The organism is Pseudomonas sp. DTU12.1 (assembly GCF_009873475.1).
Lineage (GTDB): Bacteria > Pseudomonadota > Gammaproteobacteria > Pseudomonadales > Pseudomonadaceae > Aquipseudomonas > Aquipseudomonas proteolytica.
Genome location: NZ_CP045254.1, coordinates 3187965 through 3206818, shown reverse-complemented (window position 1 = coordinate 3206818; position 18854 = coordinate 3187965). Strand labels below are relative to the sequence as shown.

Here is an 18854-nt window from a genome sequence, read left to right as displayed (position 1 = left end):
ACGCGGTCAAAATGTGGGAGCGGGCTTGCTCGCGAAAGCGGGTATCAGCCAAACATTTATCAACTGACCCACTGCTTTCGCGAGCAAGCCCGCTCCCACATTATTTTGCTCAAGTTGTGTCAGTGAAGGTTGGCGAGCAGGTGCTTCAGGGTCTCTGCGACACCTTTGTCACGCAAACTGGCAAAACACCGCTCAAACGCTGCCACAAACTCAGGTGAGTTGGGAATCGCCGGGCCAAAAATCTCTTCCACACTCAACAGCCGCTGACTGACGCAAGCGTCGTCCACCACCAGTGCCCGGCAGAAGTCCGCACGCGGGTCGGGGATGCGGTAGCGCACGCCGTTCTCGTCCACACCTCGCAGGTACAAGGCCCAGGCCGCCACCACCAGCGCTGCTCGCTCGGTGTCGCGACCCTCGGCAATCAGGCGGTTGATGGTCGGTACCGTGAACTTGGGAAACTTCGACGAACCGTCGGAACAGACCCGCTCCAGTTGATCGGCAATCGCCTTGTTGGAGAAGCGCTCCACCAAGGTCTGCTTGTACTGGTTCAGATCGATGCCCGGCACCGGCGCCAGGTTGGGGGTCACGTCCAGGTCCATATAGGCGCGCATATATGCGACAAACAGCGGGTCGTTCATGGTTTCGTGGACAAACCGGTAACCCTTGAGGAACCCCAGGTAGGTCAGGGCCAGGTGGCTGCCGTTGAGCAGGCCGATCTTCATTTCTTCATAGGGCGTGACGTCGTCGGTGAACTGCACACCCACCTGCTCCCAGGCTGGCCGGCCGTTGACGAACTTGTCTTCCAGTACCCATTGCACAAAAGGTTCGCACACCACCGGCCAGGCATCGTCGATGCCGTGTTCATCATGCAGTTGCAGGCGGTGGGCGGTACTGGTCATGGGCGTGATGCGGTCGACCATGGCGTTGGGGAAACTCACGTTGGCCTGGATCCAGTCATGCAGTTCGGCATCGCGCAACGCGGCGAACGCCAGCAACGCCTTGCGGGTCACGGCGCCGTTGTGCGGCAGGTTATCGCAGGACATCACGGTAAAGGCCCGAATGCCTGCAGCACGGCGCTGGCTCAGGGCCGCGCAGATAAAACCGAATACGGTCTGCGGCGCCGCAGGGTGGGCCAGGTCATGCTGGATCTGCGGCAAGTGGGCCATGAACTCACCGTTGCTGTCGTCGATGCAGTAGCCGCCCTCGGTGATGGTCAGCGACACGATGCGAATTTCAGGGCTGGCCAGTTTGTCGATCAGGGCCTGGGCGCCGTCCTGCGCCAGGAGCATATCGCTGATGGCGCCGATCACCCGCACTTGGGTGTCGTCGGTGTCGCCCAGCTCATACAAGGTGAACAGATAGTCCTGGCCGGCCAGGTCATCCCGCGCCTGGCGGTCTTCGGCGCGCAGGCCGATGCCGCAAATGCTCCAGTCCAGGCCGACACCGGTGTTCATCAGGGCGTCGGTGTAATACGCCTGGTGTGCGCGGTGGAAACCGCCGACGCCGATATGGGCGATGCCTTGGCGTGTGTCGGCAATGGCATAGGCGGGCAGGCGCACTTCGGGCGCCAACTGGGTGAGATTGTGTTGATTGAGTTTCATCAAAATTCTCGCGAAATCAGGCGGCAGCGCGCAGTGGACGGGCCACCGCAACGCCGTCGGCGTCGAATAGATGGCAGTGCGCCGGGTCCAGGTGCAATTGCAGCGTCTCGCCATACTGGCTGGCCATATCGCCACGGATCCGCATGGTCAGCGGCTCGCCACTGGCGGTGAGCACATGGCAGAACGTGTCGCTGCCCAGGCGCTCGCCCACGTCGGCGGTGACGGTGAGGGTGGTATCGCCCGGCGCGGCCAGTTCCAGGTGCTCGGGGCGGATGCCCAGGGTCACGGCGCTGCCCACGCTCAAGCTGGCGCTGCTCAATGGCAGGCTGATCAGGGTGCCAGCGTCCAGTTGCACATCGCAGCCCTGGCCTTCGACCCGCGTAACCTGGCCCTTGAGAAAGCCCATTTTCGGCGTCCCCAGAAAACCCGCGACAAACAGGTTGGCCGGCTGGTGATACAGCTCCAGGGGGGAGCCGACCTGTTCGATGCGCCCACTGTTAAGCACCACCACCTTGTCGGCCAGGGTCATGGCCTCGACCTGATCGTGGGTCACGTAGATCATGGTGGCTTGCAGTTCTTTGTGCAGGCGCGCCAGTTCCAGGCGCATTTGCACGCGCAGGGCGGCGTCGAGGTTGGACAGCGGCTCGTCGAACAGGAAAATCTTCGGGTTGCGCACAATCGCCCGGCCGATGGCCACCCGCTGACGCTGGCCGCCAGACAACTGCTTGGGCTTGCGCTCCAGCAGCGGGCCCAGCTCCAGGATGCGTGCAGCCTCACTGACTTTGCTGTCGACGATCTTCTTGTCTACGCCCGCCAGATCCAGGGCAAACGACATGTTCTTGCGCACGCTCATATGCGGGTACAGGGCATAGGTCTGGAACACCATGGCCAGGTCGCGCTTGGCCGGGGTCACTTCGGTGATGTCGCGGCCATCGAGTTCGATGGTGCCTTCGGTGACTTCCTCAAGGCCGGCAATCAGGCGCAGCAGGGTGGACTTGCCACAGCCCGAAGGCCCGACAAAGACCACGAATTCCTTGTCGTTCACTTCCAGGTCGATGCCCTTGATGATGGAGAAGCCTTCGAAGCCTTTTTGCAGATTCTTGATTTTCAGGTTGGCCATGATGGGCCTCCATTTTTTATAAGGGTCGTTATTTCACGGCGCCAAAGGACAGGCCGCGCACCAGTTGCTTCTGGCTGATCCAACCGAAGATCAGGATCGGCGCGCAGGCCAGGGTCGAGACGGCGGACAATTTGGCCCAGAACAAACCTTCGGGGCTGGAGTAGGAGGCGATCAACGCGGTCAGCGGCGCGGCATTCGACGAGGTCAGGTTCAGCGACCAGAACGCTTCGTTCCAGCACAGGATCAGCGACAGCAACACCGTGGAAGCCAGGCCGCCCTTGGCGATGGGCAGCAGCACCCGCACCATTTCCTGCCACAGGGTGGCGCCATCCAGGCGCGCGGCTTCGAGGATGTCCTTGGGAATGTCCTTGAAGTAGGTGTAAACCATCCACACCACAATCGGCAGGTTGATCAGGGTGTAGATGATGATCAGCGCAATGCGCGTATCCAGCAGGCCCATGCTCTTGGCCAGCAGGTAGATGGGCATCAGCACACCCACGGGTGGCAGCATCTTGGTCGACAGCATCCACAGCAGCGTGCCCTTGGTGCGCTGGGTTTCGTAGAACGCCATGGAGTAGGCCGCCGGCACCGCAATCAGCAGGCACAAGGCGGTGGCGCTGAAGGAAATCACCACTGAGTTCCAGGCGAAGCTTACGTAATTGCTGCGCTCGTTGATGTGCAGGTAGTTCTCAAGGGTTGGCGTGAAAATGAACTGCGGCGGCGTGGCAAACGCGTCGATTTCGGTCTTGAAACTGGTGAGCACCATCCAGAAGATCGGGAAGAAGATCACGATCGCGATGGCCCAGGCCAGGGTGCCGAGCAACAGGCTTTGCAGGCGGCGGGATTGTTGAAGCGTCATGGCGCGGCCCTCAAGGCTTGTCAGTCAGGTTTTTGCCGAGCATCCGTACCAGGATGATCGCCGCGATGTTGGCAATGACCACGGCAATCAAGCCGCCGGCCGAAGCCATGCCCACGTCGAACTGCACCAGCGCCTGGTTGTAGATCAGGTAGGCGAGGTTGGTCGAGGCGTAGCCGGGGCCGCCGTTGGTGGTGGTGAAGATTTCGGCGAACACCGAGAGCAGGAAAATCGTCTCGATCATTACCACCACGGCGATAGGCCGGGCCAGGTGCGGCAGGGTCAGGTGCCAGAAGATCGCAATCGGGCCGGCTCCGTCCAGGCGCGCAGCTTCTTTCTGTTCCTGGTCCAGGGACTGCATGGCGGTCATCAGGATCAGGATGGCGAAGGGCAGCCATTGCCAGGACACAATGATGATGATCGACAGCAGCGGGTAGTGCGCCAGCCAATCCACCGGCTGCGCGCCAAACAGCTTCCACACCGCCGCCAGCACGCCGGACACCGGGTGGAAAATCAGGTTCTTCCAGATCAGCGCACCCACCGTGGGCATGATGAAGAACGGCGAGATCAACAACACCCGCACCAACCCACGACCGAAAAACTCGCTGGCCTCCAGCAAGGCACTGATCAACACGCCCAGCACCACGCTGATCAACAGCACGCTGCCCACAAGCAACAGGGTGTTGGTGGCGCCGGGCAGGAAGCCGGAATCGGTGATGAAGTAGGTGAAGTTCTCCAGGCCCACGAATTGGTTTTCGCCGGGGTAAAGCAGGTTGTAGCGGATCAGCGAAAAGTACAGGGTCATGCCCAGGGGCACGATCATCCACAGCAGCAACAGGGCCACCGAGGGGCTGACGAGGAACCAGCCGGGGTTGAGCAGGCGGTTTTTACGCGGTTTATCCGCAGCAGCGGTTTGCACATTCATAGGATCAAACCCAGTTTGCAGAGCGAGAGTCGGAGCGCGGTCAGGGTGGGAGCGGGCTTGCTCGCGATAACGGTGGTTCAGCCGACATATTTGGTGACTGATACACCGCTATCGCAGGCAAGCCAGCTCCTACATTTACGGGGGGAGGCTGGGTTATTTGGGATAGCCGGCGCGCTTCATTTCCCGCTCGGTGGTGGTTTGCGCGGCAGCCAGGGCCTGGTCCACCGTCTGCTGGCCGGTCAGGGCGCCGGAAAAGAACTTGCCCACCTGGGTGCCAATCGCCTGGAACTCAGGAATGGTCACCAACTGGATACCGATATACGGCACCGGCTTGAGAGTCGGTTTGGTCGGGTCCGCAACCTTCAACGACTCCAGCGTCACCTTGGCAAAAGGGGCGGCCTGCATATATTCCTCGCTGTAGGTCGAGGCGCGGGTACCTGGCGGCACGTTGGCGATACCATCGGTCTTGGCCACCAGCGCGCCGTACTCCTTGGAGGTGGCCCAGGCACTGAAGACCTTGGCCGCGTCCTTGGCCTTGGAGCTGGCCGGGATCGCCAGAGACCAGGAATACAGCCACGAGGTGCCCTTGTCGGTGACCTGCTGAGGGGCAAAGGTGAAGCCGACGTGATCGGCGACCTTGCTCTGGGTCTTGTCGGTGACAAACGAGCCGGCGACGCTGGCATCCACCCAGATCGCGCACTTGCCGCTGTTGAACAGCGCGAGGTTTTCATTGAAACCATTGCTGGACGCACCCGGTGGGCCGGATTTTTTCATGTTGTCGACGTAGAAGTTCAGTGCATCCTTCCACTCGGGCCCGTTGAATTGTGGTTGCCACTTTTCATCGAACCAGCGTGCGCCATAACCGTTGGCCAGGGTGCCGATCAGCGCCATGTTCTCGCCCCAGCCGGCCTTGCCGCGCAGGCACAGGCCGTATTGTTCCTTGCTCTTGTCGGTGAGTTTTTCGGCAAACTCGCCAATCTGCACCCAGGTCGGATGCTCAGGCATGGTCAACCCGGCCTGCTTGAACAGGTCGGTGCGGTAGTAAGTGATGGAGCTTTCTGCATAGAACGGCAGGGCGTACAGCGTGCCCTTGACGGAAAGGCCGTCGCGCACTGAAGGGAACACATCGTCCAGGTCGTAGGACGCCGGCAGATCCTTCATCGGTTCCAGCCAGCCCTTGGCGCCCCAGAGTGCGGCTTCGTACATGCCGATGGTCAGCACATCGAACTGCCCGCCCTGGGTGGCGATATCGGTGGTCAGGCGTTGACGCAGGACGTTTTCTTCCAGTACCACCCAGTTCAACTTGATCTGCGGATGCTCGGCCTCGAAGGTTTTCGACAGCTTTTGCATGCGGATCATGTCGCTGTTGTTGACGGTGGCAATGGTCAGGGTCTGTGCGCCCAGGCTGACGGCGCTGAGGGTCATGCAGGTACAGGCAAGCAGTGCTTTTGCTGGGAAATTCATCGCGCACTCCGTTTCTGCGCCCAGGGGCTACAGAAGGACAGTTATTGTTGTTGTGTCTTCCATGGCTGCAGGAAGAGTGTGCGTTGATTACAGCCTTCTAAAGGCGCGGTGACAAATCCTTGAGCGCACTTGCACTGATACTTTTTTGCACTGATGTGCGCGGCCTTTTCCCGGCCCCGGGCTCAGGCCAGGTTCTGTTCGGTCAAGCGCTGCATCGCCAGGCGCCGATAATGGGAGGGGGTCATGCCTTTGAGCTGCTGAAAGCGCCGGTTGAAGTTGGAGATATTGTTGAACCCCGATTCAAAGCACACGTCGGTGACGGCCTTGTCACCATCGGCCAGCAGTTCGCAGGATTTACTGATGCGCAGCCGGTTGACGAATTCGATAAAAGTGCGCCCGGTCGCCTGCTTGAACACCCTGGAAAAGTACGTCGGCTTCATCCCCAGGTGGTCGGCGACTTCTTCCAGGGGCAACTCCCGGCCGTAATGGGCGAAGATATAGTCCACCGCGCGGTTGGTGCGGTCGATGCTGTGCTCATCGGCCAGCTGCGGGGTGGTCACCCCGGAAAGTAACTGGTAATCCTCGCAGGCACTCAACACCTCCATCAGGATCAAAAAGTGCCCGAGCCGCGCCACGCCACGCGCCTCTTCGATCTGCTGCATCAGCTTCATGGCCTGGGCGATGGTGTGCTTGCAGCGAAACTCGATGCCGTACTTGGCCCGTTCCAGCAACGGCGCCAGGGCCTTGAGCTCACTGAAGACCGGGACGGCGCTATCAAACAACTCGTCGGTAAAATTCACCAGCATGTCGCGCTTGGGCACCACCTCATCTTCGGCCACCTGGCTGATCCAGTTATGGGGCAGGTTGGGCCCGGTGAGGAACAGGCTTTCTGGATAGAAGTTGCCGATGTAGTCGCCGATAAACACTTTGCCGGAGCTGGCAATAATCAGGTGCAGCTCGTATTCCTTATGGAAATGCCAGCGCACCAGCGGGCAGGGGAAACCATGCTGGCGATAGATGATGGACAGGCCATTGTGGTCGTCCATCAGTTCATAGGAGGGGTCGGTGATTCGCGCGGCTCGAGTCATGCTGGCGTCGCTTTTATTATGGTCGCGCAACCGATAATGCCCCGTTGCGCAGCACCTCGCCAGCATTTAGAGCGTGCGGTTTTTTGCCTCGATCCACTGCGCCATGTACTGGGTACTTTTATGCAGATGGTGGCGCAACATGCTGCCGGTGAAGTTGTTGCGTCGATGTTGCGCCAGTTCGCCACGGCAAAGTTGCAGGCGCTCGACCAGCGCCGGGCCGTGCAGTTGCGGGGCATAGCGTCGGGCCAGCAGTTCGCGGCCAGCGGCTTGGGCCGCGGTCCAGGCTTGCGGGTCGGTGTACAGTGCCACGGCAGCGGCGGCCAGGGCGCTGGCGCTGTGGGCGATCGCTCCGGGCCAAGGCTGCCCGTCGGCCATGCCTTCGGCACCGATTGGGGTGGTGATGCTGGGTGTACCGCAGAGCATGCCGTCCGCCAGCTTGCCCTTGATCCCGGCGCCGAAGCGCAAGGGGGCCAGGCAGATGCGTGCGGCTGACATGACTTGCAGTGCGTCTTCGGCCCAGTTCATCACATGAAAGCCCTGGGCCGGGTTATGCAGCGCGGTGGCCTTGGGCGGAGTGTAGGCGCCGTAGATATGCAACTGGGCGCCCGGCAGTTGCTGGCGGATCAGGGGCCAGAGACTGTTCTTCATCCACAGCACGGCATCCCAGTTGGGGGCGTGGCGGAAGTTACCGATACTCAGGAAGTGCGCACGGTCTTCAAACGGCACAAATGCTTCGCTGGGCTGCTCGATCATCAACGGGCACCAGTGGAGCAGGGCGCGGGGCACCTTGAAGTGCTCGGTGAGCAGTTGGATCTCGACGTCGGAAATCATCAGGCTGATATCACAGCGGTAGATCGCTGCGATTTCGCGCTTGGCCAGGTCGGTTGGCGCCATCAACTGGAATTCCTCATCCAGGGCGGGAGCGAACAGCGGGCTGAAATCATCTGCGTCAGGCTGGCTCTTGAGATGGTCCTTGAGGCGCTGATGGCGGGCATCGCGCAGGCTCTGCAAATCTGCAGTTTCCAGTACGCGCAAGGCGTCCGGGCAGTGCTTCTCGACCCGCCAGCCGAACTGCTCCTCCATCATGAAACGGTCGAACAGCACGATATCCGGGGCGAGTTCCCGAATAAATTCGTCGAAACTGCTGTTATTGAGCTCGATGGCGCACTCGCGGATGCCCAGGGCGGCAAGGTCGGCCTTGTGCTCGCCGATGGCCGCCGGGCTGCTGAAGGTTATTTCCCAGCCTTGAGCAAGAAAACTCTCGAGGATCTGCATCATATGCCCGCCCGCAGCTGAGGAACGGGGCTCCGGCCAGACATAACCAATGACCAGGACGCGGGTGGCAGGCTGATTGTTCAACGATGAATTCCTTCAAGGGCAGGGCAAAAGCGGCGCAATTAAACCACAGCCGCCCGGCCCGGGCGCAGTCATGACATTTTGTGTTCGGCCATAGGTGTCAATCGCACTTTGTGGTTAACTTCTGCCTCTCGAATTCGTTTCATCTAACCCAGCATAAGGATTCCGTTAATGGCTCAAGTCACTCTCAAAGGCAACCCGGTCCAGGTTGAAGGCGAGTTGCCGCAAGTTGGCACCCAGGCCCTCGACTTTTCCCTGACCGCAGGCGATCTGTCGGACGTCACCCTGGCGACTTTCGCCGGCAAGCGCAAAGTACTGAACATCTTCCCAAGCGTTGACACCCCGACCTGCGCGACTTCGGTGCGCAAGTTCAACGCCCAGGCCAACGACCTGAACAACACCGTTGTACTGTGCATCTCCTCCGACCTGCCATTCGCCCAGGCTCGCTTCTGCGGTGCCGAAGGCCTGGAAAACGTGAAGAGCCTGTCGGATTTCCGCAGCGCCGACTTTGCCGTTGACTACGGTGTATCGATTGCCGATGGCGCCCTCAAGGCCCTCACCGCCCGCGCCGTGGTGGTTCTGGATGAAAACAACAAAGTGCTGCACAGCGAACTGGTTGGCGAGATTGCCGAAGAACCAAACTACGAAGCGGCCCTGGCTGTACTGAAGTAATTGTTCCAGCCCGTTACTGTCGCTTTGCAGTAACACGTATGATGCATGCTTGCGGCCTGGCCTAGTCCAGGCCGTTTTCATTTGTGCTTCAGCGGTTTAGCCCAAATTGCTGATGTTTCACCTCGAAAAGTAAATGTTTGTAAGCCCGAAGGTAAATAGCCGGTAAAGGCGCTTTTCTAAACGCGCCCCAGTGCTTATCTTTCAGCCTCCCAAAGAAGAAGCCCTCGCATCCAATGGTTGATCAATCCATGCAATCGTCTCCCCGTAGTTCCCGCCGCTGGCTGTTTGGCTTGCTTGTCCTGTTGGTGATTGCCGGCCTGTGCTGGAAGTTCTGGCCGGCAGGCTCCGCCCAGAAAGAGGCCCCGGCAGCCAGGACCAGCAAGACGGGGATGATGCGTCCCGGCTTCGGCGGCTCCGGCGCTGCGGTGCCCGTGCGTGTTGCACCTGCGGTCACCGGGGACTTCCCGGTGTACTACAAGGCGCTTGGCACTGTGACGGCGCTGAACACCATCAATGTGCGCAGCCGGGTTGGGGGAGAGCTGGTGAAGATCGCCTTTGAAGAAGGGCAGATGGTCAAGGCCGGCGACCTGCTGGCGCAAATCGACCCGCGCAGCTACCAGAACGCCTTGCTCCAGGCCCAGGGCACGCTTTTGCAAAACCAGGCCCAACTGAAAAACGCCCAGGTTGACCTTGAGCGTTATCGCGGCCTGTATGAACAAGACAGTATCGCCAAGCAGACCCTGGACACCGCCGCCGCGCTGGTCCTGCAATACCAGGGTACGGTCAAGACCAACCAGGGTGCGGTGGATGACGCCAAGCTCAACCTTGAATTCACCCAGATCCGCGCGCCGATCTCCGGCCGTGTCGGCCTGCGCCAACTGGACGTCGGCAACCTGGTGGCGGCCAACGACACCACCGCCCTGGCAATCATCACCCAGACCCAACCGATCAGCGTGGCCTTCACCTTGCCGGAGAACAGCCTGCAAACCGTGCTGGCCCGCTACCGTACCGGCAACAAGCTGCCGGTGCAGGCCTGGGACCGTGGCGATCTGCAGCTACAGGCCACCGGCGTATTGCAGAGCCTGGACAACCAGATCGATGTCGCCACCGGCACCCTGAAATTCAAGGCCCGTTTCGATAACCAGGACCAGGTGCTGTTCCCCAATCAGTTCGTCAACGTGCGCCTGTTGGCCGACACCCTGAAAAACGTGGTGTTGGTGCCATCGGCGGCGATCCAGTTCGGCACCAACGGCACCTTTGTCTATGCCCTGGACGCTGACAAGAAGGTCAAGATCCGTACCCTGGTCATTGGTGATACCGATGGCCAGAACACCGTGGTCAAGGAAGGCCTGGCTGCCGGCGATCGCGTGGTACTCGAAGGCACCGATCGCTTGAAGGACGGCACCGACGTCGAAGTGGTCAACGACAGCAACCAGGTGCCCACCACCCCCACTGAACATTTGCAGGGCAAGCCCGCGGCACAAGGCGAAAGCAGCCCGGCGGCGGATGCCGGCAAGGCGCAAAAGGCCGGCGCATGAACCTGTCACGGCTGTTCATCCTCAGGCCCGTCGCCACCACCCTGAGCATGCTGGCCATTGTCCTGGCTGGCCTGATCGCCTATCGCTTGATGCCGGTGTCAGCCTTGCCCCAGGTGGATTACCCGACCATCCGCGTCATGACCCTGTACCCCGGCGCCAGCCCGGACGTGATGACCAGCGCGGTCACTGCGCCCCTGGAGCGCCAGTTCGGGCAAATGCCCGGCCTGACGCAGATGGCCTCGACCAGTTCCGGTGGGGCCTCGGTGTTGACCCTGCGCTTCAACCTCGACGTCAACATGGACGTCGCCGAGCAACAGGTGCAGGCGGCAATCAACGCGGCCAGCAACCTGCTGCCTTCGGACCTGCCGGCGCCCCCGGTGTACAACAAGGTCAACCCGGCCGATACCCCGGTGCTGACCCTGGCCATCACTTCCAAGACCATGTTGTTGCCCAAGCTCAATGACCTGGTCGATACGCGCATGGCGCAAAAAATCGCGCAGATCAGCGGTGTGGGCATGGTCAGCATCGCCGGCGGTCAGCGCCAGGCGGTGCGGATCAAGGTCAACCCCGAGGCCCTGGCCGCCAACGGCTTGAACCTGGCGGACGTGCGCAGCCTGATCGCCGCCTCCAACGTCAACCAGCCCAAGGGTAACTTCGACGGCCCGACCCGGGTGTCGATGCTCGACGCCAACGACCAGTTGGTATCCCCCGAGCAGTACGCCGAACTGATCCTGGCCTATAGCAACGGTGCGCCGCTGCGCCTCAAGGACGTCGCGCAGATCGTCGATGGCGCCGAGAACGAACGCCTTGCTGCCTGGGCCAATGAAAACCAGGCGGTGCTGCTCAATATCCAGCGCCAGCCGGGCGCCAACGTGATCGAGGTGGTGGACCGGATCAAGGCGCTGCTGCCCAGCATCACCGACAACCTGCCCGCGGGCCTCGACGTGACGGTGCTCACCGACCGCACCCAGACCATTCGCGCCTCGGTCACCGATGTGCAGCATGAATTGCTGATCGCCATTGCCCTGGTGGTAATGGTGACGTTCCTGTTCCTGCGTCGCTTCAGCGCCACCATCATCCCGTCGATTGCCGTGCCGTTGTCCCTGATCGGCACCTTTGGCGTGATGTACCTGGCCGGTTTCTCCATCAACAACCTGACCCTGATGGCCCTGACCATCGCCACCGGGTTCGTGGTGGACGATGCCATCGTGATGCTGGAGAACATTTCCCGTTACATCGAGGAAGGCGAGACACCGATGGCCGCGGCGCTCAAGGGCGCCAAGCAGATCGGCTTCACCCTGGTTTCCCTGACCCTGTCGCTGATCGCGGTATTGATCCCGCTGCTGTTCATGGCCGATGTGGTCGGGCGGCTGTTCCGCGAATTTGCCATCACCCTGGCGGTGGCGATCCTGATTTCCCTGGTGGTGTCCCTGACCCTGACGCCGATGATGTGCGCGCGCCTGCTCAAGCGCGAACCCAAGGAAGAAGAACAGGGCCGTTTCTACAAGGCCAGCGGCGCCTGGATCGACTGGCTGGTGGCTGCCTACGGGCGCAAGCTGCAATGGGTGCTCAAGCACCAACCGCTGACCCTGCTGGTGGCCATCGCCACCCTGGGCCTGACGGTGGTGCTGTACCTGGTGGTGCCCAAGGGCTTCTTCCCGGTGCAGGACACCGGGGTGATCCAGGGCATTTCCGAGGCGCCGCAGTCGATTTCCTTTGCTGCCATGAGCCAGCGCCAGCAAGAACTGGCGAAGATCATCCTCGAAGATCCGGCGGTGGAAAGCCTGTCGTCCTACATTGGGGTAGATGGCGATAACGCCACCCTCAACATTGGCCGCCTGCTGATCAACCTCAAGCCCCATAAAGAGCGGGACTTGAGCGCTGTCGAGGTGATTGCGCGCCTGCAGCCGACGCTGGACAAGCTGGTGGGCATCCGCCTATTCATGCAGCCGGTGCAGGACCTGACCATCGAAGACCGCGTCAGTCGCACCCAGTACCAGTTCAGCATGTCCTCCCCGGATGCGGACCTGTTGGCACTGTGGAGCGGCAAGCTGGTACAGGCCCTGAGCCAGTATCCGGAACTCACCGATGTCGCCAGCGACCTGCAGGACAAGGGCTTGCAGGTGTACATGGTGATCGACCGCGATGCCGCCTCGCGCCTGGGCGTGTCGGTGGCCAATATCACCGACGCCCTGTATGACGCCTTTGGCCAACGGCAGATCTCCACGATCTACACCCAGGCCAGCCAGTACCGCGTAGTGCTGCAGGCCCAGTCCGGCGAAACCCTGGGGCCGGATGCGCTGAACCAGATCCATGTGAAAACCACCGACGGCGGCCAGGTGCGCCTATCGAGCCTGGCCCGCATCGAGCAGCGCCAGGCCCAGTTGGCGATTACCCATATCGGCCAGTTCCCGGCGGTGATGATGTCGTTCAACCTGGCACCCGGCGTGGCCCTGGGCAAAGGTGTGGAGCTGATCAACCAGGTGCAGAAGGACATTGGCATGCCGGTCGGCGTGCAGACCCAGTTCCAGGGCGCCGCCCAGGCGTTCGAGGCCTCGCTGTCGAGCACCTTGCTGCTGATCCTGGCGGCGGTGGTCACCATGTACATCGTGCTCGGCGTGTTGTACGAGAGCTACATCCACCCGATCACCATTCTCTCGACCCTGCCATCGGCAGCGGTGGGGGCCCTGTTGGCGCTGCTGCTCACGGGCAACGACCTGGGGATGATCGCGATCATCGGCATCATCTTGCTGATCGGCATCGTGAAGAAGAACGCGATCATGATGATCGACTTCGCCCTCGACGCCGAACGCAACCAGGGCCTGGACCCGCAGACCGCGATCTACCAGGCGGCGCTGCTGCGCTTCCGGCCAATTCTGATGACCACCCTGGCGGCGCTGTTCGGTGCGGTGCCCCTGATGCTGGCCACCGGCTCCGGCGCCGAACTGCGTCAGCCCCTGGGCCTGGTGATGGTCGGCGGCTTGCTGTTGAGCCAGGTCCTTACGCTGTTCACTACCCCGGTGATCTACCTGTACTTCGACCGCCTGGGCCGTCGCTGGCGCAAGACCCCCGAAGCGCTGGAGCCGGTTGAGCCATGAACCTGTCCGGACCTTTTATTCGCCGGCCGGTAGCCACCATGCTGCTGAGCCTGGCGATCATGTTGCTGGGCGGTGTCAGTTTCAGCCTGTTGCCGGTGTCGCCGCTGCCACAGATCGACTTCCCGGTGATTGTGGTCTCCGCCAGCCTGCCTGGCGCCAGCCCGGAAGTGATGGCGTCTACCGTGGCTACGCCCCTGGAGCGCTCCTTCGGCGCGATTGCCGGGGTCACCACCCTGAGCAGTTCGTCCAGCCAGGGCTCGACCCGGGTGATCCTGGCCTTTGACTCCGACCGCGATATCAACGGCGCGGCGCGGGAAGTGCAGGCGGCGATCAACGCCTCGCGCAACCTGTTGCCCAGCGGCATGCGCAGCATGCCCACCTACCGCAAGATCAACCCGTCCCAGGCGCCGATCATGGTGCTGTCGCTGACCTCGGACGTGTTGCCCAAGGGCCAGTTGTATGACCTGGCCTCGACCATCCTCTCCCAAAGCCTGTCCCAGGTACCGGGTGTGGGTGAAGTGCAGATCGGCGGCAGTTCCCTGCCGGCGGTGCGCATCGAGCTCGAACCCAAGGCTCTCGACCAGTACGGCGTGTCCCTGGATGAAGTGCGCGACACCATTGCCAATGCCAACGTGCGCCGGCCCAAGGGCTCGGTGGAAGACGGCGAGCGTAACTGGCAGATCCAGGCCAACGACCAGTTGGAAAAGGCCAAGGACTATGAGCCGCTGCTGATCCGCTACCAGGACGGCGCGGCGTTGCGCCTGAGCGATGTGGCGAAGATCAGCGATGGCGTCGAGGACCGCTACAACAGTGGTTTCTTCAACAATGATTCGGCGGTGTTGCTGGTGATCAACCGCCAGTCCGGTGCCAACATCATCGAGACCGTCAAGCAGATCAAGGCGCAGTTGCCGGCGCTGCAGGCGGTGCTGCCGTCCAGCGTCAAGCTCAACCTGGCCATGGACCGCTCGCCGGTGATCACCGCCACCCTGCATGAGGCGGAAATGACCCTGCTGATTGCCGTGGCCCTGGTGATCCTGGTGGTGTACCTGTTCCTCGGCAACTTCCGCGCCTCGCTGATCCCGACCCTGGCGGTGCCGGTGTCGCTGGTGGGCACCTTTGCGATCATGTACCTGTACGGGTTTTCCCTGAACAACCTGTCGCTGATGGCCCTGATCCTGGCCACTGGCCTGGTGGTGGACGATGCCATCGTGGTGCTGGAGAACATCTCGCGGCATATCGACGACGGTATCGCGCCGATGAAGGCGGCGTATCTTGGGGCCAAGGAGGTCGGCTTTACCCTGCTGTCGATGAACGTTTCGCTGGTGGCGGTGTTCCTGTCGATCCTGTTTATGGGCGGGATTGTCACCAGTCTGTTCCGTGAATTCTCCATCACCCTGGCGGCGGCGATCATCGTTTCGCTGGTGGTCTCCCTGACCCTGACGCCGATGCTCTGCGCGCGCTGGCTCAAGCCCCATGTCAAAGGGCAGCAGACCGGCTTGCAGCGCTGGAGCCAGAAGGTCAACGACCATATGGTGGCGGGTTATGCCCGCAGCCTGGACTGGGTGCTGCGGCACAAACGCCTTACCCTGCTCAGCCTGCTGGTGACCATTGGCGTGAATATCGCGCTGTATGTGGTGGTCCCCAAAACCTTTATGCCGCAACAGGACACCGGGCAACTGATCGGTTTTGTGCGCGGCGATGACGGCCTGTCATTTAGCGTCATGCAGCCGAAGATGGAGATTTTCCGCAAAGCAGTGTTGCAAGACCCCGCAGTGGAGAGCGTGGCCGGCTTTATCGGTGGCAGCAACGGCACCAACAACGCGGTGATGCTGGTGCGGCTCAAGCCGATCAAGGAACGCAAGCTGTCGGCCCAGGCGGTGATCGAGCGCCTGCGTAAAGAAGTGCCGCTGGTACCGGGTGGTCGCTTGATGCTGATGGCCGACCAGGACCTGCAATTTGGCGGCGGCCGCGACCAGACGTCCTCGCAGTACTCCTACATCCTGCAAAGTGGCGACCTGGCCGCCTTGCGCCTGTGGTACCCGAAAGTGGTCGCCGCGCTGCGTGAGCTGCCGGAACTGACCGCGATCGACGCCCGCGAAGGCCGTGGCGCGCAGCAGGTGACGTTGATTGTCGACCGCGATCAGGCCAAGCGCCTGGGCGTCGACATGAACATGGTCACCTCGGTGCTGAACAACGCCTACAGCCAGCGGCAGATTTCCACCATCTATGACAGCCTCAACCAGTACCGGGTGGTGATGGAGGTCAATCCAAAATACGCCCAGGACCCGATCACCCTCAATCAGGTGCAAGTGATTACCGCCGATGGCGCGCGGATCCCGCTGTCGACCATCGCCCACTACGAAAACAGCCTGGCCGACGACCGTGTCAGCCACGAAGGGCAGTTCGCTTCCGAAGACATTGCCTTCGACATGGCCCCCGGGGTCACGGTGGAGCAGGGCACGGCCGCTATCGAGCGGGCGATTGCCAAGGTCGGCTTGCCCGAAGACGTCATCGCCAAGATGGCGGGCACCGCCGATGCCTTTGCCGCCACTCAGAAAAGCCAGCCGTTCATGATTCTCGGCGCGTTGGTGGCGGTGTATCTGGTGCTGGGGATTTTGTATGAGAGCTACATCCACCCGCTGACCATCCTTTCGACCTTGCCGTCGGCCGGGGTTGGTGCGCTGTTGTCGATCTACGTGCTGGGCGGCGAGTTCAGCCTGATCTCGTTGCTGGGCCTGTTCCTGCTGATCGGCGTGGTGAAGAAAAACGCGATCCTGATGATCGACCTGGCGCTGCAACTGGAGCGCAAGGAAGGCATGCAGCCCCTGGAATCGATTCGCAGCGCCTGCCTGCTGCGCTTGCGACCGATCCTGATGACCACCCTGGCGGCAATCCTCGGTGCCTTGCCGTTGCTGCTGAGTACCGCCGAAGGCGCGGAAATGCGCCAGCCCCTGGGCCTGACGATTATCGGCGGGCTGGTGTTCAGCCAGATCCTGACCCTTTACACCACCCCGGTGGTTTACCTCTATCTCGACCGCCTGCGCCACCGTTTCAACGGTTGGCGCGGGGTGCGTACCGACGCTGCCCTGGACACTCCGTTATGACCGCAACGCACCTCCCTGTAGGCGCTGGCTTGCCAGCGAAAAACGCCAACCATGACGCGGGGCACCTGACTCACCGCCGGGGCCTCAGGTTTTTCGCGAGCAAGCTCGCGCCTACCGTGTTTTGCGCCGTATTGCTCAGCGCTTGCGCCATCGGCCCCGATTACCAGCGCCCGCAAGTGGCTGAGCCGGCGCAGTACAAAGAAGCCCAGGGCTGGCGCCAGGCGGCGCCCAGCGATGCCTTGGCCCGTGGCGCCTGGTGGGAGTTGTATGGCGACCAGCAACTCAACAACCTGGTGGACAAGCTCAACAACGCCAACCAGACCGTGGCCCAGGCCGAAGCCCGCTACCGTCAGGCCCAGGCCACTGCGCGCAGTTCCCGTGGCGCCTTTTTCCCCACGGTCGACCTGAGCGCCGGTAAAACCCGCGCCAGCCAGGGCACCGGTAGCAGCAATGCAAGCCTGAGCAGCTCCAGCAGCGGTATCCGCGACACCCTCAACACCCAGCTGGGTGTCAGTTGGGAAGCGGATATCTGGGGCAAGTTGCGCCGTGGCCTGGAAGCCAGCAACGCCAGCGAGCAAGCCAGCGCCGCAGACCTGGCCGCCATGCGCTTGAGCCAGCAGTCGGAGTTGGTGCAGAACTACCTGCAACTGCGGGTCATGGACGAACAGACACGCTTGCTGCAAAGCACCGTCGAGACCTACCAGCGCTCGCTGCAAATGACTGAAAACCAGTATCGCGCCGGTGTCTCCGGCAAAGACGCCGTGGCCCAGGCCCAGACCCAGCTCAAAAGCACCCAGGCCAGCATGATCGACCTGATCTGGCAGCGCGCACAGCTGGAAAACGCCATCGCCGTACTGATCGGCGAAGCCCCGGCCACCTTCAACCTGGCGGTGAGCAAGGATATTCCCGCCTTGCCGCAGATCCCTGCCAACCTGCCATCACAATTGCTGGAGCGCCGGCCAGACATCGCCTCGGCCGAACGGGCGGTGATCGCCGCCAATGCCAATATTGGCGTGGCGAAAACCGCCTACTACCCCGACCTGACCCTAAGCCTGGCTGGTGGTTATTCCAGCAGCACCTACGCCGACTGGATCAGCCTGCCCAACCGTTTCTGGTCGGTGGGGCCGAAACTGGCGATGACCCTGTTCGACGGCGGGCAACGCTCGGCGGAAGTTGACCGCGCCGAAGCGTCCTACGACGAAACCGTGGCCAAGTACCGCCAGACTGTGCTCGACGGTTTCCGCGAGGTGGAAAACTACATGGTCCAGCTCAAGGTCCTGGAAGACGAGGCGGGTGTGAGCAACGAAGCCCTGGCATCTGCCCGCGAATCCCTGCGCCTGACCCAGAACCAGTACAAGGCGGGCCTGATCGCCTACCTGGACGTGGTTAACGTGCAGGCCACGGCATTGAGCAACGAACGCACCGTGCTGACCTTGCTACAAACCCGGCTGGTCGCCAGTGTGCAACTGATCGCCGCATTGGGCGGCGGATGGGACGGTCAGATGCAGCCACGCGAAGAGTAGTCGGTATCTCTGACAGCAGTTGGCGAGGCCATTGGGGCGGCTTCGCCACCCAGCGCGGGCGATGCGGCGTTCCGACAAGCCCGCTCGCCACAAAAACTCAGCGTGCGCAGCAAACTCCAGGCCACCCCCCCCTGTGGCGAGGGGGCTAGTCCCCCGTTGGGTGGCAAAGCCACCCCAAAACCATCCCCCTCGGTCTATCTGACAGCAGTTGGGTGAGGCCATTGGGGCGGCTTCGCCACCCAGCGCGGGGCAAGCCCGCTCGCCACAAAAACTCAGCGTGCGCAGCAAACTCCAGGCCACCCCCCCCTGTGGCGAGGGGGCTAGTCCCCCGTTGGGTGGCAAAGCCACCCCAAAACCATCCCCCTCGGTCTATCTGACAGCAGTTGGGTGAGGCCATTGGGGCGGCTTCGCCACCCAGCGCGGGGCAAGCCCGCTCGCCACAAAAACTCAGCGTGCGCAGCAAACTCCAGGCCACACCCCCCCTGTGGCGAGGGGGCTAGTCCCGTTGG

General features: G+C 61.9%; 12 protein-coding genes. 5 read left to right on the top strand and 7 right to left on the bottom strand.

Going from position 1 to position 18854, the window contains the following annotated elements; translation table 11 throughout:
• Positions 1 to 119 precede the first annotated feature (119 nt).
• The 7 genes from GDV60_RS13860 to GDV60_RS13830 all read right to left on the bottom strand — a co-directional run bounded on the left by GDV60_RS13860 (position 120) and on the right by GDV60_RS13830 (position 8413).
• Positions 120 to 1601 (bottom strand): mannitol dehydrogenase family protein, encoded by a 1482-nt coding sequence (locus GDV60_RS13860; protein WP_159907709.1) that lies wholly within the window; start codon positions 1599 to 1601, stop codon positions 120 to 122.
• 16 nt (positions 1602 to 1617) lie between these two features.
• Positions 1618 to 2721 carry an ABC transporter ATP-binding protein gene (locus GDV60_RS13855; protein ID WP_154905969.1) on the bottom strand — a complete coding sequence of 368 codons (1104 nt, stop codon included), beginning with the start codon at positions 2719 to 2721 and terminating at the stop codon, positions 1618 to 1620.
• Between the two features lie 28 nt (positions 2722 to 2749).
• The gene (locus GDV60_RS13850; protein WP_029291568.1) at positions 2750 to 3580 is read right to left on the bottom strand and encodes a carbohydrate ABC transporter permease; all 831 of its coding nucleotides are present in this window, start codon (positions 3578 to 3580) and stop codon (positions 2750 to 2752) included.
• A gap of 10 nt (positions 3581 to 3590) precedes the next feature.
• A complete protein-coding gene (locus GDV60_RS13845; RefSeq protein ID WP_029291571.1) occupies positions 3591 to 4502 on the bottom strand; it encodes a carbohydrate ABC transporter permease in 912 nt (303 codons plus the stop codon).
• Positions 4503 to 4655: 153 nt separating this feature from the next.
• Entirely contained in the window at positions 4656 to 5966 is a 1311-nt protein-coding gene (locus GDV60_RS13840; RefSeq protein ID WP_092236816.1) for a sugar ABC transporter substrate-binding protein, read from the bottom strand.
• Positions 5967 to 6148: 182 nt separating this feature from the next.
• On the bottom strand, positions 6149 to 7054 hold the full coding sequence (locus GDV60_RS13835) for an AraC family transcriptional regulator (protein ID WP_092237470.1): 906 nt from the start codon (positions 7052 to 7054) through the stop codon (positions 6149 to 6151).
• 66 nt (positions 7055 to 7120) lie between these two features.
• Entirely contained in the window at positions 7121 to 8413 is a 1293-nt protein-coding gene (locus GDV60_RS13830) for a glycosyltransferase (RefSeq protein ID WP_159907708.1), read from the bottom strand.
• Positions 8414 to 8581: 168 nt separating this feature from the next.
• On the opposite strand from GDV60_RS13830, the gene tpx reads away from it, so the two are divergent.
• From tpx to GDV60_RS13805, 5 genes are all read left to right on the top strand, one after another.
• Entirely contained in the window at positions 8582 to 9082 is a 501-nt protein-coding gene (gene tpx, locus GDV60_RS13825; protein WP_159907707.1) for a thiol peroxidase, read from the top strand.
• A 233-nt stretch (positions 9083 to 9315) separates the two neighbouring features.
• A complete protein-coding gene (locus GDV60_RS13820) occupies positions 9316 to 10620 on the top strand; it encodes an MdtA/MuxA family multidrug efflux RND transporter periplasmic adaptor subunit (protein ID WP_104912416.1) in 1305 nt (434 codons plus the stop codon).
• The gene (locus GDV60_RS13815) at positions 10617 to 13718 is read left to right on the top strand and encodes an MdtB/MuxB family multidrug efflux RND transporter permease subunit (protein ID WP_159907705.1); all 3102 of its coding nucleotides are present in this window, start codon (positions 10617 to 10619) and stop codon (positions 13716 to 13718) included. Before GDV60_RS13820 ends, GDV60_RS13815 begins: the two co-directional genes overlap by 4 nt.
• Entirely contained in the window at positions 13715 to 16822 is a 3108-nt protein-coding gene (locus GDV60_RS13810) for an efflux RND transporter permease subunit (protein ID WP_029291587.1), read from the top strand. Before GDV60_RS13815 ends, GDV60_RS13810 begins: the two co-directional genes overlap by 4 nt.
• Positions 16819 to 18345 carry an efflux transporter outer membrane subunit gene (locus GDV60_RS13805; RefSeq protein WP_224791080.1) on the top strand — a complete coding sequence of 509 codons (1527 nt, stop codon included), beginning with the start codon at positions 16819 to 16821 and terminating at the stop codon, positions 18343 to 18345. Before GDV60_RS13810 ends, GDV60_RS13805 begins: the two co-directional genes overlap by 4 nt.
• The last annotated feature ends 509 nt before the right edge of the window (positions 18346 to 18854 follow it).